The sequence below is a fragment of the Belliella baltica DSM 15883 genome (assembly GCF_000265405.1).
Classification (GTDB): Bacteria; Bacteroidota; Bacteroidia; order Cytophagales; family Cyclobacteriaceae; genus Belliella; species Belliella baltica.
Genome location: NC_018010.1, coordinates 2,122,950 through 2,138,620, shown reverse-complemented (window position 1 = coordinate 2,138,620; position 15,671 = coordinate 2,122,950). Strand labels below are relative to the sequence as shown.

Here is a 15,671-nt window from a genome sequence, read left to right as displayed (position 1 = left end):
TATCTCAACTCAAAACATGACCATTTCTATTTCTGAAGCATACTATTGGCCCTACCTTGAAAAAGTTTTGTGAACTTAAACTATCAAATCAACCCAGCTTATGGACCAATTTGTCATCAAAAGAAATGGAGAATACGCTTTGTTTGAATCTTTCAAAATTAAAGACGCTTTGATTAAGGCATTTCAAAGTGTCAACCAACCCTATCAAAAATATATTCTAAAAAAAATTCTCAAAGACTTAGAGTCCAAAACGACTTGGGCAGTGGAGGAGATTCAGGATATCATCGAAAAGGAATTGTATGCATTCGGGTATTTTGATGTCATGCGCTCCTTTATGCTCTACCGGCATACCCGCAAAATGCAACGGGAGCATGTGGCAGGACTCAATGAAGACACAACCTACGTGGACAGCACGCAGACCATCGAAGAATACATCCATCAAACCGACTGGCGGATCAATGCCAATGCCAATACATCCTACTCCAATGCCGGATTGGTCAATAACGTGGCAGGAAAAATCATCGCCAATTACTGGCTCGATAAGGTTTATAGCAAGGAAGAAGGTTATGCCCACCGCAATGGAGACATACATATCCATGACCTGGATTGTCTGACCGGATATTGTGCAGGTTGGAGTTTGAGAGTTTTGCTCAATGAAGGTTTCAATGGTGTAAGAGGCAGGGTTGAAAGCCGGCCTCCCTCCCACTTCAGAGAGGCACTTGGTCAAATGGCCAATTTCCTTGGAATCCTCCAAAGTGAATGGGCAGGAGCACAGGCATTCAGTTCATTTGATACTTACCTGGCGCCCTATGTTTTCAAAGACCAACTTTCACAGAAGGATGTAGAAAAAGCCATCCGCTCCTTTGTCTACAACCTCAATGTACCTGCCCGGTGGGGACAGTCTCCATTTACAAATATCACTTTGGATTGGGTAGTTCCGGAGGACTTAAAAGATCAGATTCCTACAAAAAATGACATCCATTTGTTCAAATTTATCCAAGATGAAAAACTACTGGAAATCGCCAAAAGCAGAGGTGTAAACACCTTGGAAGATTTGAGCTATAAGTATTTTCAAAAGGAAATGAACATGATCAACAAGGCCTACTACTCTGTAATGACAGAAGGTGATGCCAATGGTCAGCCATTTACTTTCCCCATTCCCACTGTCAACATCACGGAAGATTTCGATTGGTATGGAGAAAATACCGACCTGCTGTTCGAAAATACCGCCAAAATCGGCTCCTCGTATTTTCAAAACTTCATCGGAAGTCAATACACCTTTGATGAATCAGGTAATAAGGTTGAAAACCCAAATGCTTATAAACCCAATGCTGTGCGCAGCATGTGTTGTAGATTGCAACTGGATCTCAGAGAACTTCTTAAAAGAGGAAATGGCCTTTTTGGCTCGGCAGAGATGACCGGAAGCATTGGCGTAGTCACCATCAATATGGCAAGGTTAGGCTATATCTACCAAGGAAACTTGGAGGGATTATACCAAAGGTTGGATCATCTTTTGGAAATAGCCAAATCCACCCTGGAGAAGAAGCGACAATTTATCCAAGAGATGTATGACAGAGGTCTTTTCCCTTATACCAAAAGGTACCTTACCCATTTCCGAAATCACTTCAGCACCATCGGTGTCAATGGCATCAATGAAATGATCCTCAATTTCACCGACGGTGTGGATGATCTCACCTTTGACTCAGGGCAAAAATTGTCGGCAGATATCCTGGAATATATCCGGGAGAAGATGAAAGTCTATCAGGAGGCGACAGGTAACCTATACAACCTTGAAGCAACACCTGCGGAAGGCACTACTTACAGGTTTGCTAAAGAAGACAAAAAACGCTTTGATGACATCATTCAGGCTGGAATGAATGAAAATATCTACTACACCAATTCCTCGCAGATTCCTGTAGACCACACCGATGATCCATTCGAGGCATTGATGCTACAGGATGATCTCCAATGCAAATACACCGGAGGTACAGTTTTACACCTTTACATGCGTGAAAAAGTATCTTCAGCAGAGGCTTGCCGCAACCTGGTCAAAAAAGTACTCTCCAACTTTAAACTGCCTTACATAACTGTCACCCCGGTATTCAGCATCTGCCCGGTTCACGGCTACCTCAACGGTGAACATGAATTCTGCCCAAAATGCGATGAAATCCTATTAGATAATTTAAACCAAAATAAACAAGAACATGCAAACTGAAATCAAAGAACTCCAAACCGAAAATCTACTTTCCCAACATAAAGACAAAAGGACGAAATGTCTGGTATATACTCGGGTCATGGGTTACCACAGACCTGTAGAAAGTTTTAACATTGGCAAAAAAGGGGAACACAAACAGAGAACCCATTTCAAAGAATAAACTTAATGGTCAAAAAACCGATTTACAGTATCACCCCATTTACGCTGCTGGATTATCCAGATCATACAGCCTGCATCCTTTGGTTTGCAGGCTGTAATATGCGTTGTGGCTATTGCTACAATCCTGAAATCGTCAGGGGAAAAGGAAAGGTCGGTTTCGATGAAGTGCTCAGCTTTTTAGAAAAAAGGAAAAACCTGCTTGATGGTGTTGTCTTCAGCGGCGGGGAGTGCACGATGCACCAAGACCTACCCTACTATGCCTCGGAAGTAAAGCACCTTGGGATGAAAGTCAAAATAGATACCAACGGCAGCCGTCCTCATGTGCTCGAAGATTTGCTTTATGAAGGATTGGTTGATTATGTCGCACTGGATTTCAAAGCTTTGCCAGAAGATTTTGAAAGTATCACTCAATCCGATTTATTTGAGCAGTTTAGAGAAAGTCTGGAAGTATTGATAGGCCACGATGTTCCCTTTGAAATAAGGACAACTGTCCATTCTGAATTGATCAACGCTGAAAAGCTTTCGAAAATGGCTAGTTTCCTTCATGACCAAGGCTACAAGGGGAAATATTATTTACAACACTTTGTAGGCGAAAAAGAAACAATCAAGACCTTACCTCACAGCAAAAAGCCAAACCTGGCATTCACAGATTATCCCGAACTTGAATTAGTCTGGCGAAACTGAGATTTTTTCCTTGACACCGAAGCACTGAATACACGGAAATAAATTCTAAAAAAGTAAATCTCTTTTCCGTGCTCCACCGAGTCTCCGTGGTAACTATTTTTGCCACGGAAGCACCGAAGACACGGAGAAATATCTCAAAACATTACAATCCTAAATACCGCTAACCACCCCATCCGTACTCCTCCGAGCCTCCGTGGCAAATATTCTCTTGCCACCAAAGCACCGAAGGCTCGGAGAAATATTTCAAAACAATAAAATCCTAAGTACCACTAACCACCCCCTCCGTGCTCCTCCGAACCTCCGTGGCAAATATTCTCTTGCCACCGAAGCACCAAAGACTTGGAGAAATATCTCAAAACAATAAAACCCTAAATACCGCTAACCCTCCCTTTCCGTGCTCCTCCGAACCTCCGTGGCAAATATTCTCTTGCCACCGAAGCACCGAAAACACGGAAGAAATATTTCAAAACAATAAAATCCTAAGTACCACTAACCACCCCCTCCGTGCTCCTCCGAACCTCCGTGGCAATAATAATATCAAAGCAATACCCTTTTAATATCCAACTTTACCTTCCCAAAATTAAGAATCAACCCAACTTCACATCCTGAGCATTTCAAGTAATTGATCGTTTGAGCCATATCTTCATTGGCAATTGAACTTTTGGCTTTGATTTCCAAAATCACAGAATCAAAAACAACAAAATCGGCAAAAAACTTATGGGGCAAAATCACTGTCTTATACGGGACATCATACATTTTTTCTCGCTCATAGAAAATGTTGTTCCTGTTGAATTCATACTCCAAAGCATCCATATAAACCACCTCCAAAAACCCCATCCCCAATGTCTTGTGTACCTCGATTGCCAATCCAATGATAATTTCAGTGTCCCCTGCTAGAGGGAAAAATTCTTGCTTAATTTCCATATTTTAAAAGTTTTAGTAAAAAATAATGAACTAAATTAATGATTCTCAGAAAATTATTCAATCACTACAGCCCTCGATTAGTGAATTTCAAAAAGACATCCCCACCACTATCACGACCAACATCCCTACCATGATAGTTGCAATCTTCCAGAAAACATGCGCTTTTCTCAATTCCATAAACTCAAAGGCTACCAAATAAAACTTGACCCCTGCGATTCCCATAACCATAAGAGACAGTAGCCTTGAATCTCCCCAAAAACTGACTATCAGTGCAGTAGTCAAAGTCAATCCTATCAAAACCGAGAGCGTAAATAAATTTTCATTTTTCATATCAAAACACAAGATAAAGTGACGGGAAAAGCAACAACCATATCAGGTCACACATATGCCAAAATGCAGCTCCAGACTCAACATCAGCCAGCTCTACTGCCATAGATTTACTTTTCATATTGATCCAGATTACCAGCAAAATCACCAAACCCACGAGCACATGCGCCAAATGAAAACCTGTCAGTAGCCAATAAAAAGTAAAAAACATATTATCTGCCATTTCTATGTCTGATGAAAGCTTTTCATAATATTCCCAGCTTTTCAGACCTACGAATACCAGGCCGCCAAGCATGGTCAACAAAAGACTCCTCTTAGAAGATTCCAGCTCCCAAGATTTCAACTTGGCAACAGTATCGGCCATAAAATATCCACTCACTAATAGTACCAAGGTATTCAGCATTCCCAGCGGCGCATTGAGCATTAATCTGGATGTATGAAAAAGTTCCAGCTCTAAATTTCCATAATAAACCAAACCTCCAATCCCCAAACCAAAAGTGACCAATTCCAATATGATGATAATCCATAACAGGATTCCACCTGGGGGATAAGAAATGTCTCTATGGTTTATGGCATGTATTTTTATATCCATATTACTGGTGTTTAATCCTTTCGTACAACTTGACCAGTGAGCTTAACAACTCCACTGGTGTGGTCAGAATCTGATAATGATTTTGTCCAAACATCTGAGGCAGGTAGTATTTGGCTTGGGCTTCAATGGCAAGGGCATAGGAATGTATCTGCCTCTCATTCAGTTCGCGTAGTGCCTGCTTGATGTCCTGAATGCCGTATTTCCCTTCATATCGGTCATAATCGTTGGGCTTGCCATCTGATATCAGGATTACCCATTTGTTTTTGGTCTTCCGTTGATCTAGCCTGGCACCGGCATGACGCAGTGCAGCCCCAATTCTGGTATAGCCTTGAGGTTCGACCGCCCCAATTCTTTGTTTGCCTAAATTCCAGCTTTCGTCAAATTCCTTAAGGGTAAGGTACGTGGAGTAATTTCTGGTTTTGGAATAAAAACTATCAATGGAAAAATCGATATTAAATTCATTCAAAATCTCTCCGAAAAGAAGGGAGACTTCTTTTTCCACGTCAATCACCCGATTATTGGCAGCATAACCATCGCTGGATAAACTCACGTCCAAAAGAAGTAATATGGAAAGGTCCTTCTCTTTTTTCCTTTTGGAGAGATAAATATTTTCAGCAGGGGTTTTCCGGGCATGTACATCTGTAAATAAATCCGTCAAAGCATCTATATCAAACTCATCCCCTTGATTCTGCCTGCGCTGCTGCTGCATTTTGTTGTTGACGGAAGTAAGTATTTTACGTAAACCCAACAAGGTATTTGCATGCTTGGAAATGGTATTTCGGTAATAGTCCAAATCAGTTTTCACCAAAGTTTGGGGATACACTTTACAAAAATCAGGTTTATAAATCCGCTTTTTAAAATCCCATTCATCATAAAGCAAATGGAAGCCTTTTTCATCCCGCTCAGCACTTTCAGAGACGGTAGTATTTTCTACAAATTCTGCCTGATAAATCGAATGCGCAGGGTCATCCACCCTGACAGTAAATTTCATGCTCAACTCTTCCAATGCATCCTGATGGTCTTCCAACTCGTCTTTGCCATCAAAATCCCGCCAAACCCCATTGGATTCTTCAGCCGTTTCCACCTTTTCAAAGTTGTGCAGTAAAACATAGTCTTCCTGCTGTTTTTTATCGATGGTGAGGTTTTTTACTTCCTCCACCGCTTTGGCCATCAATGTGGTTGTTGGATTTTCTTCTTTGCCCTTTTTGGTTCGATCGTCAAAATTCTGAAGGGAATCATCTACATCTGCCAAAGGGTCAGCATACATCCATTTTCCATAAAGTAAACTCAAATCCGCTTGCTCTCCGGGCTTGGTCTTGGACTCAAAATGGCTTTTTATTTTATCATGCAGTTGGGCAGCAATCCTAAACTCATCAGCTAACTTTTCCATGACGGCAGGAGCCGTCTGTTCGGCCATCTGACGGGAAAGGATCAGATCGTCCGTTTCCTTAGTCCAATTATAGCCTAGGTCTTGTTGTGCGCTCAGATAAAGTGTTCTAAAAAAATAGAAATAGAGGTTTTCTTCCCAAGTTGGAAACTCGGCAAAAGAAATGGGAAGGAAGAAATTATTGTTTTTAAAACCTCCCTCTGCTTCAGCAGGATAAATGTCAATTGCTTTCCCGGTAATGGCCCTGGCCAAAAAAGTCAATCTTGGCCGGATTACTTCCAAATCCACCTTCTGGTGCATTTCCAATTTGGCTTTCAGTCGGCTTTTTTTAAAATACCGAACCAACCTGCCATATACCCATTCATCTATATCCAGTCCCATTTTCTGATTTATTTCTATTTAGTTCAATTTTATCCCGAATCGCTTCGCTCTCGGGATCTCCGTTTCACTCCGATTTCGCACCGCATATTTCAATTATATTTCAACCCTATTCCAATATCATATCATCAAATCCACCAAATCCTTCATAGACTCAATGGTCTGTGCATCATCGCTAAGGGGTTCGACAATCGCCACATGACAGGCAAGCCTCTTGGGTAGACCACTATTGATCAGTTTAGCCGCATCCACCAACAAGCGGGTAGAAACCGTTTCTGTCAAACCCAATTCGGTAAGATTCCGGATTTTACCACCTATAGCCACCAGCTTTTTGGCAATATCCTGCTCCACTCCAGTTTCGTTGACAAGAATTTCTGTTTCAATTTTTGCTGTTGGATAACCAAAGCTCAAAGCCACAAAACGTTGCCTTGTGGAAGGTTTCAGCTCTTTGAAACCTCTTTGGTAACCTGGATTGAAGGAAGCAATCAACATAAAGTTTTCGTGCGCTTTTACCGTCTCTCCCAATTTATCTATAAACAGCTCTCTTCTATGGTCTGTCAAAGAATGGATCGCAACAATCACATCGGGCCGGGCCTCTGCCACTTCATCCAGGTAAAGGATGGCTCCTTCTCTAACAGCGGTGGTCAGTGGGCCATCTATCCATACCGTTTCAGCTCCTTTGATAATAAACCTACCTATCAAATCCGTAGAGGATGTTTCTTCATGGCAGGAAATAGTGATCAGTTTCTGACCTGTTGTGTGGGCCATATATTCCACAAACCGGGATTTCCCACTTCCTGTTGGCCCTTTTAGCAGTAAAGGCATGCGGTTTTGGAAGGTTTGTAAAAAAACCTCCGATTCCTGATGTGTCTGATGATAATAAGGTGCTTCGATGACCATAATGTTGAGTTTTGAGTTTTGAAAGCCGGGCTGCCAGAAGAGACAATCCAGCTAAAATCAGGAATCGGCAAATCTGATAAAGAAACAGACCGATGGCCTATTTTCCTGTTTGAGAATTAAAATGAAGGCTTTAACTAACCAAAACAGCTTCTTCATTTTTGGTTAGTGCTTCATCAGTAGGCCTACCATATTTGATAAATTCATAAATATAGATTCCGATTCCGGTTGCAAACATGGTAGCACAAAGCAGCATGACCACAAAGTGGATTTTGACTTCTTCCTGAGCCACCATAAAATCCATGCTGAGTCTTCTTTCCAGATAGACTTGTACTACACCTGCAACTCCAAGTGCTACCACCATCCCGAGCATACCGATATTTGACAGCCAGAAAGCAAGATGCCCGTTGGTTTTGTCATGTCGTTTTCTGCCGGTGATATTAGGCATGGCATAACTGATGATGGCCAATACAATCATCACATAAGCACCCCAGAAAGCATAATGCCCATGCATAGCCGTTACCAAAGTACCGTGGGTGTAGAGATTGGTCTGAGGAAGTGTATGGGCAAAGCCCAGCAACCCTGCACCGATAAAAGAAACAATAGCCGCTCCGATAGTCCAGAAAAGGGCTATTTTGTTGGGGTGGTTTTTCTCACCTTTGCGGTACATATAGACTGCAAACAAGGCCATGGCCAAGAATGCAAGTGGCTCCAAGGCAGAGAATACTCCCCCTACGACCAACCAGATTTTGTTGACACCGATGTAATAATAGTGATGACCTGTACCAAGAATTCCTGACAGGAAGGTCAAACCAACAATCACATAAAGCCATTTTTCAATGACTTCCCTATCTACCCCTGTCAATTTGATCAGAAGGAAGGCTAATATTCCGCCCATGATCAGTTCCCAAACACCCTCTACCCAAAGATGAACTACCCACCATCTAAAAAAGGAGTCAGTCACCTGTGAATCAAACCAGATCATTCCAGGAAGATACAAAAGCGCAGCAAATACCAGCCCCATGGTCATGACCAATGCTGTAGTAGTCTGCCTTTTCCCTTTAAACAAAGTAGCTAGTATGATCCCTAAAAAGAGCAGTACATTGACGACTACCAGATAATCCAATTCACGTGGAATTTCCAGAAATTTCCTTCCCTCCCAAATATTAAAGTGGTAACCTGTGATGGCAGCCACCCCAACCACAGCCAGAGAAATCAGCTGCACGTAAGCCAGTTTTACACTGACGAGTTCCCTTTGGGCTTCTTCCGGAATGATGTAATATGCTGCACCCATAAATCCGGTCAGCAACCAAACAACCAATAAATTGGTATGAACCGCCCTCGCGGTATTGAAGGGAATCCAGTCATGGAGTCCATCCATGCCGATTCTGGCAAATCCCATGATAAATCCATAGACGATCTGTAGAGCGAAGAGCAGCATACATAAGGCAAAAAACCAGTAGGCTACCTGTTGTGATTTATATTTCATGTGTTTGTTTTTTTGTTTACAATGGTCATAACCTGCCCCGATAATCGGGGTGGAATCTCGCATGACAGCATTTTGTCTCTAAAAGAGATTTTTGACATGCTCGATTTCATAGTTCTAGTCTTTTATTTTGTCTTTTGCCAATGGTGAAACAATCCTCTCAAAGCCATTGAGGTCGATCTCCCCAATCCACTTGAGGTATTCAACCATGGCTTCTGCATCTTCGTCGCTCATTTCATAGGCTACCATTTTCCTTCCATTGGGAGCCCATGGAATCGGAGATTGAAGGATAGCCTTTACCATAGGGGCTCCCTTCCTATCGATGACTTTGGTAAGCTCAGGAGCATAGTAGCCACCTTCTCCCAGAATAGCGTGGCAACCCATGCAATTATTGGTTTCCCAAATGTGCTTGCCTTTGATTACCTGTTCGGTAATGTTCTGATGATTGGACTGGTCATTGCTGGGAGCCATGGAATAAATGGTCAATCCGATAAATATCAGAAAGGTCACCACCGTACCACCCAGAAAGAATGTCCTTGCCTGTGATTTTGATAGCATATATAACCGGGTTTAAATATTTTAGTATTAAAAGACCTTTTTATCTTTTAATGAAACGAAGGTACAACCAGAATTGAAAAATCAAATAGGATTTTGAAAAAAAATTACTAAATTGAAAAAAACCTGATGTAGATCAGGTTTAGACTTGGCGCAGGTCAGAAAAAAAAGCTTCAACAAAAGTTTACTTGCATCTTCAAATTATGGAAGTCAATTGTAAAGTATGTATAACTTCTTCTTGCCTTGTAAAAAATTGTAGCGAGGAGTGGCTGGATAAATTGTCTCTTGCCAAAAACTCACCTATTTACCCCAAAGGGCAGTTTATTTTTATGGAAGGGAGTTTGGTGATGGGTGCTTATTTTATTCTGAAAGGAAAAGTAAAAGTTATCAGTTCAAGCTTGGATGGCAAAGAACATACCGTCCGATTGGCACGAGAAGGCCATATGCTGGGCCATACAGCCATAGATATGGAAAAATACAGTATTGGTGCTGTCACCCTGACAGATTCTCAGGTTTGCTTTATTGATAATCGAACTTTGCAGGATGCATTTATTGAGAATCCCAAATTCACTTTTGAGGTGATGCGGTTTTATTCAAGAGAGTTAAGAAAAAGTGAAATCAGAACTAAGTGTCTTGCCTTGATGAACAATGAAGAGAAGGTAATTTTAGGTTTATTGTACATAGCTGACAATTACTTACCCGATCCAAATGATAATCAGGTAGAGATCAATCTCAGCAGACAGGAAATTGCCCAGATCATAGGTACCAATTCCGAACAGGTCAGCAGGGTTCTTTCTTCTCTCAAAAAAGATGGCCTGATAGGAACCCATGAAAGGGCAATTTTGCTCTGTGATATCCGAAAACTGAAAGAAGTTATCAGCCACTATGCTTTTGCAACACAATATTAAACCCAAACCTGCGATTTCGCAGATATTTTTCTGCCAAAATAGTTAAATCGGATTGACTCCAATCATGAGCATTCTATAGCTTATCTATTTTCTTTGTAGTGACAAAAAGCCTAATCGCCTTTTGAAGTCAACGAAGTAAATCCATGAAATTAAAAAATACGAAACCATGAACTACAAAAACATTAGCCCAATTAAAGGATATTTCTATCCTTTACTCTTTATATTAGCTTTAGCTTTTACAGCCTGCACCCAAAGCCAGTCTAGGAACACAGGTGCCAAAAGCTACACAAAGGATTACAGCAAAACCAAAGTATTCGGAGAAATGGTAGCAGAACTGACTGCACCTCCCCATGTACCTCCACCTGTTGGAAACAGACCAGCCATGAAACTCTACATGGAAATGGAAATCACCGAAGAGGAAATGGAAATGGCCGATGGGGTATCTTACCTTTTCTGGACATTTGGCGGAACTGTACCAGGATCATTTATCCGCGCTAGGGTTGGTGATGAAGTGGAATTTAAAATCAAAAATCACCCTGATAATAAGCTTCCTCACAATATTGACCTCCACGCGGTGACAGGTCAGGGAGGTGGCGCCGAAGCTTCATTTGTTGCACCAGGCCATGAAAAAACCTTCTCTTTCAAATTGATCAATCCTGGGCTTTATGTATATCACTGTGCTACAGCTCCAGTGGGCATGCACATCGCCAACGGAATGTATGGACTGATTCTCGTAGAACCAGAAGGCGGTTTACCTCCAGTAGACAAAGAGTTCTATGTGATGCAAGGAGACTTTTATACTGAAGGTAGATTTGGAGAACCTGGTTTACAGCCTTTCGACATGCAAAAAGCTTACGACGAAAGACCTGATTATGTGGTATTCAACGGTAGCGTCAATGGGCTCAGCGGAGAAAATGCACTCCAAGCAAAAGCAGGTGAAACCATCAGGATCTTCTTTGGAAACGGTGGCCCTAACCTGGCTTCTTCCTTCCACGTCATCGGAGAAATTTTCGATAAAGTCTATGTAGACGGTGGTGATCAGATCAATTCCAATGTGGGTACTACTTTGGTCCCGGCAGGTGGAGCTGCGATCCTGGAATTCAAAGCTGATGTACCCTCTAACCTTGTCCTCGTAGACCACTCCATTTTCAGGGCATTCAACAAAGGTGCTTTGGGAATCTTAAGTGTAACTGGTGAAGAAAATGAAAAAATCTTTGCCGGAGAAATCATGGAAGGGATCTATCTCCCTGAAGGAAGTACCATTCAGAAAATGCCCAAAGATGGCAATGATGTAAGCCCTCCAGTGACTATGACCAAAAGTGAGCTGATCGATACAGGAAAGAAAATCTACATGCAGACCTGCTTTGCCTGTCACCAAGCCAATGGTGAAGGGGTAGCTAATGCCTTCCCTCCCCTAGCCAATGCCGACTATCTGAATGCTGACGTCAATCGCTCTATAGATGCATTACTTCATGGGCTTTCAGGTGAAATCACAGTAAACGGAAAAAAATACAACAGCATCATGCCTTCCCAGCAGCTCAAGGATGAAGAGGTAGCAGCCGTATTGACTTATGTGTACAACAGCTGGGGGAATAACGGTTCCGAAGTCACCCCTGAAATGGTGAACAAAAGAAGAAAGAAATGAGAAAGTTAATCTTACTGATGGCAGGCTTTTTTCTGATCAGCAATGCCTCAGCCCAAAATAATCAAATGGCTCTGATAGAAGGGGGGAATTATACTCCCCTCTACGGAGTAGGTGAACAGCCCGAAACTGCTGTGGGGGACTTCTATTTGGACAAACACCCTGTCACCTATGCGGACTTTCAGGAATTTGTCCGAAATCACTCCAAATGGCAAAAATCCAATGTCACCAAGTTATTTGCTGACAACAGGTATTTGTCCAACTGGGAAAATGACCTGAAAGCGCCTGCCAATCTGATGGACAAGCCTGTCACTATGGTATCTTGGTTTGCTGCCAAAGCTTACTGCGAGTGTCAGGGAAAAAGACTTCCTACAGTGGATGAATGGGAATATGCTGCCATGGCCTCAACTTCCAAAAGAGATGCCCGCTCAGACAGCCTCTATAATGTATCCATACTCAGAAGCTACGAACAACCCAAAACCTACATGAAAACCGTAGGGAACTCTGAAGCCAATTACTGGGGAGTCCAAGACATGCATGGCATGGTCTGGGAATGGACTCAGGACTTCAATTCCATCATCCTGACCGGAGAATCCAGAAACAACGGCAACACAGATGCAGGATTATTCTGCGCCGCAGGTGCTATCGGTGCCAAAGACATGATGAATTACGCAGCATTTATGCGCTTTGCCATGCGCTCCAGCCTGAAGGCCAACTTCTCCCTCACAACTCTGGGGTTCAGATGTGCCAAAGATGCCGGCCCACAAAATCAACTCACATTTAAATAAACCTGTCATGCGTTACTTCAGCCTTATACTTCTATCTTTTTTCCTTTTCTCTTGTCAGGAAAACACCCAAATAGAACAATCTGAAAATATGGAAGAGACCATGGATGACCTCTCTATTTATCAGCTTCCTTCTGAATGGAATACCCAGGATGGCCAGACCATCGAGTTCAAAGACCTCAAAGGAAAACCATTGGTCGTAGTGATGATCTATACGGCCTGTAGAACAGCCTGTCCTAGATTGGTAGCAGATATGCGCATGATCGAGGAAAGAGTTTCATCCAAAAAAATGAAAGATATCCAATACGTGATGGTCAGTATTGACCCTATCAATGATACCCCTGAAAAACTAAAGCAATTTGCCAAGGACAACCAAATGGAAGGCCCGGAATGGCTTTTCCTACAAGGCACCGAAGATGGCGTGAGGGATTTTGCCAATATCATGGCCGTCAAGTACAAACAAATCAATCCCATAGATTTTTCCCATTCCAACATCATCTCCGTTTTTGACCGTCAAGGAGTCATGAAGTACCAAAAAGAAGGGCTTGGATTGGTCAATGAGGAGATCGTAAACAAGATTGTGGCTGTGGCAAAAAATTAGCTGTACCTCGAAATTTGCAATTTCGAGGATTGATAAAAGGAATTTTAAATTCCATTTTACCCTAAACCGGAAAAAGGATTACAAATCCTATTTATCTAGGTTTGGGATTGCAAATCCCGAACAGCTTAGGTTGGTCCTTGGTCATTTTTTGAAATCTAAGATGGTTTAAAACATGACATAAGGCAATTTGCCTATTTTTGCAGCCATGAAAAAGAAAAAGCTGAAAAAGTCCTTCCAAAAAGCCCGATACATTGTCTATAAAGAAACGAGACACAACCCAAGGGATAATGCATGGTCTTTTTTTGGTGGCTTTTTAGGTTTAAGTACTATAGGCATCCTTCAAGGACTCTTCCACACTGATGACAATTCGGATATTTTATTTTTGATTGGAGCATTTGGAGCCACCTCAGTCATATTATTCGGCAATCCTCACGGTCCATTTGCTCAACCCAGAAATTTATTCTTGGGAAGCTTAATCTCGGCAGTTATTGGAGTTACAGTTTATAAGTTTTTTTACATTGAATCAATGATCTGGTTTTCACCTGCATTGTCTGTTTCATTGGCTATTCTGGCCATGCAATACACCAAAACTTTACATCCTCCCGGGGGTGCCATTGCCTTGATTGCCAACATCGGTTCGGATGAAATCAAATCAATGGGATACTTTTATGTCATCAACCCGATCCTGACCGGTATCATCATTCTTTTTGTAATGGCTATTTTATTTAATAATTTATCCAAAAACAGGGTTTATCCATACAGAGATGAAGAAATCCGGCCTTTAAAATATGGAGAGAAAGTCTATTTTTGGAAAAAGGAAACCAAACAGACTGAATTTTAAGCAAATGGCTAATACCTCTGAACTTCAAAATCTACTTCAAAAAATTCAGGCAGGGGAATTTCAGGATATGACCAATTCAATACAAAAAGAATTAAACTTGACATACCTTCCTGACAACAACCCCACAGCCAATCTTTGTCTTAGAGAAGTGGCAGAGATTCGGGATGAATACCGAACCCATTTTTCAAGCCTGGATCTCGCATTTTACCTTGTAGGAATTGATTTTGAAGAGAAAATTAAGAGTGATTTTAATTCAGCTATTCCAAAGTCAACCGAGATGTTTTGGGAAAATATCAGAATTGGTTCCGGGAAAACTTGAACCGTTATCCTTGCTCCTCGAAATTTGCAATTTCGAGGTACAGTTAAAAGGAATTTCTAATTCCATTCTACCCTAAACCGGAAAAAGGATTACAAATCCTATTTATCTAGGTTCGGGATTGCAAATCCCGAACGGCTGGGAACAGCTGGCAGCTGGGCAGCCCTAACAGCCAGTATCTACTTCAAAATATAACGGACTGAAATACTTCCATCTATAAAACTCCCTCCCCAATGGTTGAAATAAAAATAAGGAATAAGGTCTATGCCGAGCGTAAATGGGATATCCTTAAATTTATATTCCAAACCTCCAATCCCCAGTAATCCCACTGCTGTAAACCCACCTGTACGATAGCGGTTATAATAGGGGTAACATCTCGGATTATTCGGATCCTGACAATTTCCCGGACCTCTATAGCCATAATAATAGTAATACCTATCATAATGACCTACCCTTGCACCGAGTCCATATACCCATGAAAGTTCAGGCACTCCCAAGGCTCCAGATTGATGCATCTGATACATCCCCGAAATGGAAACTCCATGCCATCGAGAACCAACAACGAATTCAAGAGCACCTCTCGAACTGATAAAGTGTTTCAAAGAAACTCCAGAGGTAAATCCACCTCTCAAACCAATAGCAGTAGTATATCCGGAAGCACCTCTCGCAACGCTTGATGTTCTTGCACCTCAACTGCCCCTATTCGAATAAGATGAATTATTTTGAGAGGACCTGCCTTGCTTTTCGCTAAGCAGAGAAGAGCTGATATACCCTGTATTCCCATTGTATTCGACTCTTTTCCAGGAACCTTCATTCCCGACTACTTTTACCTGATTGTTGTACCCAACTGTACTGATCACATTGTAATCAGTTCCAGGCCCATTTCTTAAGTTTGCTCCAACAGTGGAGCTGACATACATGGATTGAGCAAAGGAGCTGGAGAAAAAAAAGGAGAATGCAACAAAACTAAATAG

Annotated in this window: 18 protein-coding genes; 9 read left to right on the top strand and 9 right to left on the bottom strand. The window is 41.8% G+C overall.

Translation table 11 applies throughout. The features are described 5' to 3' along the window. Positions 1 to 100 precede the first annotated feature (100 nt). The 3 genes from BELBA_RS09910 to BELBA_RS09905 are packed head-to-tail and all read left to right on the top strand — an operon-like array spanning position 101 to position 3,058. The gene (locus BELBA_RS09910) at positions 101 to 2,215 is read left to right on the top strand and encodes a ribonucleoside triphosphate reductase (RefSeq protein ID WP_014772563.1); all 2,115 of its coding nucleotides are present in this window, start codon (positions 101 to 103) and stop codon (positions 2,213 to 2,215) included. Then, entirely contained in the window at positions 2,205 to 2,375 is a 171-nt protein-coding gene (gene nrdD, locus BELBA_RS20330) for an anaerobic ribonucleoside-triphosphate reductase (RefSeq protein WP_014772562.1), read from the top strand. The genes BELBA_RS09910 and nrdD overlap by 11 nt, the downstream gene beginning before the upstream one ends. A gap of 5 nt (positions 2,376 to 2,380) precedes the next feature. Further along, positions 2,381 to 3,058 (top strand): anaerobic ribonucleoside-triphosphate reductase activating protein, encoded by a 678-nt coding sequence (locus BELBA_RS09905; protein WP_014772561.1) that lies wholly within the window; start codon positions 2,381 to 2,383, stop codon positions 3,056 to 3,058. A 537-nt stretch (positions 3,059 to 3,595) separates the two neighbouring features. Here BELBA_RS09905 and BELBA_RS09900 read toward each other — a convergent pair. From BELBA_RS09900 to BELBA_RS09870, 7 genes are all read right to left on the bottom strand, one after another. Continuing rightward, entirely contained in the window at positions 3,596 to 3,982 is a 387-nt protein-coding gene (locus BELBA_RS09900; protein ID WP_014772560.1) for a GxxExxY protein, read from the bottom strand. 87 nt (positions 3,983 to 4,069) lie between these two features. Continuing rightward, complete coding sequence (locus tag BELBA_RS09895; protein WP_014772559.1) at positions 4,070 to 4,312, bottom strand: cytochrome C oxidase subunit IV family protein; 243 nt, start codon at positions 4,310 to 4,312, stop codon at positions 4,070 to 4,072. A gap of 1 nt (position 4,313) precedes the next feature. Beyond that, the gene (locus BELBA_RS09890; protein WP_014772558.1) at positions 4,314 to 4,901 is read right to left on the bottom strand and encodes a cytochrome c oxidase subunit 3; all 588 of its coding nucleotides are present in this window, start codon (positions 4,899 to 4,901) and stop codon (positions 4,314 to 4,316) included. Position 4,902: 1 nt separating this feature from the next. After that, positions 4,903 to 6,669 carry a nitric oxide reductase activation protein NorD gene (locus tag BELBA_RS09885; RefSeq protein ID WP_014772557.1) on the bottom strand — a complete coding sequence of 589 codons (1,767 nt, stop codon included), beginning with the start codon at positions 6,667 to 6,669 and terminating at the stop codon, positions 4,903 to 4,905. Positions 6,670 to 6,786: 117 nt separating this feature from the next. Beyond that, the gene (locus tag BELBA_RS09880) at positions 6,787 to 7,566 is read right to left on the bottom strand and encodes a CbbQ/NirQ/NorQ/GpvN family protein (RefSeq protein WP_014772556.1); all 780 of its coding nucleotides are present in this window, start codon (positions 7,564 to 7,566) and stop codon (positions 6,787 to 6,789) included. A 130-nt stretch (positions 7,567 to 7,696) separates the two neighbouring features. Continuing rightward, entirely contained in the window at positions 7,697 to 9,115 is a 1,419-nt protein-coding gene (locus BELBA_RS09875) for a cbb3-type cytochrome c oxidase subunit I (protein ID WP_014772555.1), read from the bottom strand. Positions 9,116 to 9,166: 51 nt separating this feature from the next. Then, positions 9,167 to 9,607 (bottom strand): c-type cytochrome, encoded by a 441-nt coding sequence (locus BELBA_RS09870; RefSeq protein ID WP_014772554.1) that lies wholly within the window; start codon positions 9,605 to 9,607, stop codon positions 9,167 to 9,169. Between the two features lie 200 nt (positions 9,608 to 9,807). Between BELBA_RS09870 and BELBA_RS09865 the strand changes: the two genes are divergently transcribed. The 6 genes from BELBA_RS09865 (at position 9,808) to BELBA_RS09840 (ending at position 14,700) form a co-directional block, all read left to right on the top strand. After that, complete coding sequence (locus tag BELBA_RS09865) at positions 9,808 to 10,512, top strand: Crp/Fnr family transcriptional regulator (protein ID WP_014772553.1); 705 nt, start codon at positions 9,808 to 9,810, stop codon at positions 10,510 to 10,512. A 166-nt stretch (positions 10,513 to 10,678) separates the two neighbouring features. After that, positions 10,679 to 12,157 (top strand): copper-containing nitrite reductase, encoded by a 1,479-nt coding sequence (gene nirK, locus BELBA_RS09860; RefSeq protein WP_014772552.1) that lies wholly within the window; start codon positions 10,679 to 10,681, stop codon positions 12,155 to 12,157. Then, the gene (locus BELBA_RS09855) at positions 12,154 to 12,942 is read left to right on the top strand and encodes a formylglycine-generating enzyme family protein (RefSeq protein ID WP_014772551.1); all 789 of its coding nucleotides are present in this window, start codon (positions 12,154 to 12,156) and stop codon (positions 12,940 to 12,942) included. The genes nirK and BELBA_RS09855 overlap by 4 nt, the downstream gene beginning before the upstream one ends. 7 nt (positions 12,943 to 12,949) lie before the next feature. After that, a complete protein-coding gene (locus BELBA_RS09850; RefSeq protein WP_014772550.1) occupies positions 12,950 to 13,540 on the top strand; it encodes an SCO family protein in 591 nt (196 codons plus the stop codon). Between the two features lie 205 nt (positions 13,541 to 13,745). Further along, positions 13,746 to 14,381, top strand: coding sequence for an HPP family protein (locus BELBA_RS09845; protein WP_041779601.1), 636 nt, complete (start codon positions 13,746 to 13,748; stop codon positions 14,379 to 14,381). A gap of 4 nt (positions 14,382 to 14,385) precedes the next feature. Beyond that, positions 14,386 to 14,700 (top strand): hypothetical protein, encoded by a 315-nt coding sequence (locus BELBA_RS09840; protein WP_041779309.1) that lies wholly within the window; start codon positions 14,386 to 14,388, stop codon positions 14,698 to 14,700. A 176-nt stretch (positions 14,701 to 14,876) separates the two neighbouring features. Here BELBA_RS09840 and BELBA_RS09835 read toward each other — a convergent pair whose 3' ends face one another. Both BELBA_RS09835 and BELBA_RS19665 read right to left on the bottom strand, forming a co-directional pair. Further along, positions 14,877 to 15,299, bottom strand: coding sequence for a hypothetical protein (locus BELBA_RS09835; protein WP_169315102.1), 423 nt, complete (start codon positions 15,297 to 15,299; stop codon positions 14,877 to 14,879). Between the two features lie 87 nt (positions 15,300 to 15,386). Further along, positions 15,387 to 15,617, bottom strand: a complete 231-nt coding sequence (locus tag BELBA_RS19665; RefSeq protein WP_157466080.1) for an SH3 domain-containing protein — start codon at positions 15,615 to 15,617, stop codon at positions 15,387 to 15,389. Between the last annotated feature and the right edge of the window lie 54 nt (positions 15,618 to 15,671).

Bases quoted from the DNA above. Each gene is read 5' to 3' on its own strand.
- BELBA_RS09880 (WP_014772556.1), bottom strand. From the start codon at position 7,566: ATGGTCATCGAAGCACCTTATTATCATCAGACACATCAGGAATCGGAG.
- BELBA_RS09870 (WP_014772554.1), bottom strand. From the start codon at position 9,607: ATGCTATCAAAATCACAGGCAAGGACATTCTTTCTGGGTGGTACGGTG.
- BELBA_RS09895 (WP_014772559.1), bottom strand. From the start codon at position 4,312: ATGAAAAATGAAAATTTATTTACGCTCTCGGTTTTGATAGGATTGACT.
- BELBA_RS09875 (WP_014772555.1), bottom strand. From the start codon at position 9,115: ATGCGAGATTCCACCCCGATTATCGGGGCAGGTTATGACCATTGTAAA.
- nirK (WP_014772552.1), top strand. From the start codon at position 10,679: ATGAACTACAAAAACATTAGCCCAATTAAAGGATATTTCTATCCTTTA.
- BELBA_RS09885 (WP_014772557.1), bottom strand. From the start codon at position 6,669: ATGGGACTGGATATAGATGAATGGGTATATGGCAGGTTGGTTCGGTAT.
- BELBA_RS19665 (WP_157466080.1), bottom strand. From the start codon at position 15,617: ATGTATGTCAGCTCCACTGTTGGAGCAAACTTAAGAAATGGGCCTGGA.
- BELBA_RS09850 (WP_014772550.1), top strand. From the start codon at position 12,950: ATGCGTTACTTCAGCCTTATACTTCTATCTTTTTTCCTTTTCTCTTGT.
- BELBA_RS09845 (WP_041779601.1), top strand. From the start codon at position 13,746: ATGAAAAAGAAAAAGCTGAAAAAGTCCTTCCAAAAAGCCCGATACATT.
- BELBA_RS09905 (WP_014772561.1), top strand. From the start codon at position 2,381: ATGGTCAAAAAACCGATTTACAGTATCACCCCATTTACGCTGCTGGAT.
- BELBA_RS09840 (WP_041779309.1), top strand. From the start codon at position 14,386: ATGGCTAATACCTCTGAACTTCAAAATCTACTTCAAAAAATTCAGGCA.
- BELBA_RS09900 (WP_014772560.1), bottom strand. From the start codon at position 3,982: ATGGAAATTAAGCAAGAATTTTTCCCTCTAGCAGGGGACACTGAAATT.
- BELBA_RS09865 (WP_014772553.1), top strand. From the start codon at position 9,808: ATGGAAGTCAATTGTAAAGTATGTATAACTTCTTCTTGCCTTGTAAAA.
- BELBA_RS09890 (WP_014772558.1), bottom strand. From the start codon at position 4,901: ATGGATATAAAAATACATGCCATAAACCATAGAGACATTTCTTATCCC.
- BELBA_RS09855 (WP_014772551.1), top strand. From the start codon at position 12,154: ATGAGAAAGTTAATCTTACTGATGGCAGGCTTTTTTCTGATCAGCAAT.
- BELBA_RS09910 (WP_014772563.1), top strand. From the start codon at position 101: ATGGACCAATTTGTCATCAAAAGAAATGGAGAATACGCTTTGTTTGAA.
- nrdD (WP_014772562.1), top strand. From the start codon at position 2,205: ATGCAAACTGAAATCAAAGAACTCCAAACCGAAAATCTACTTTCCCAA.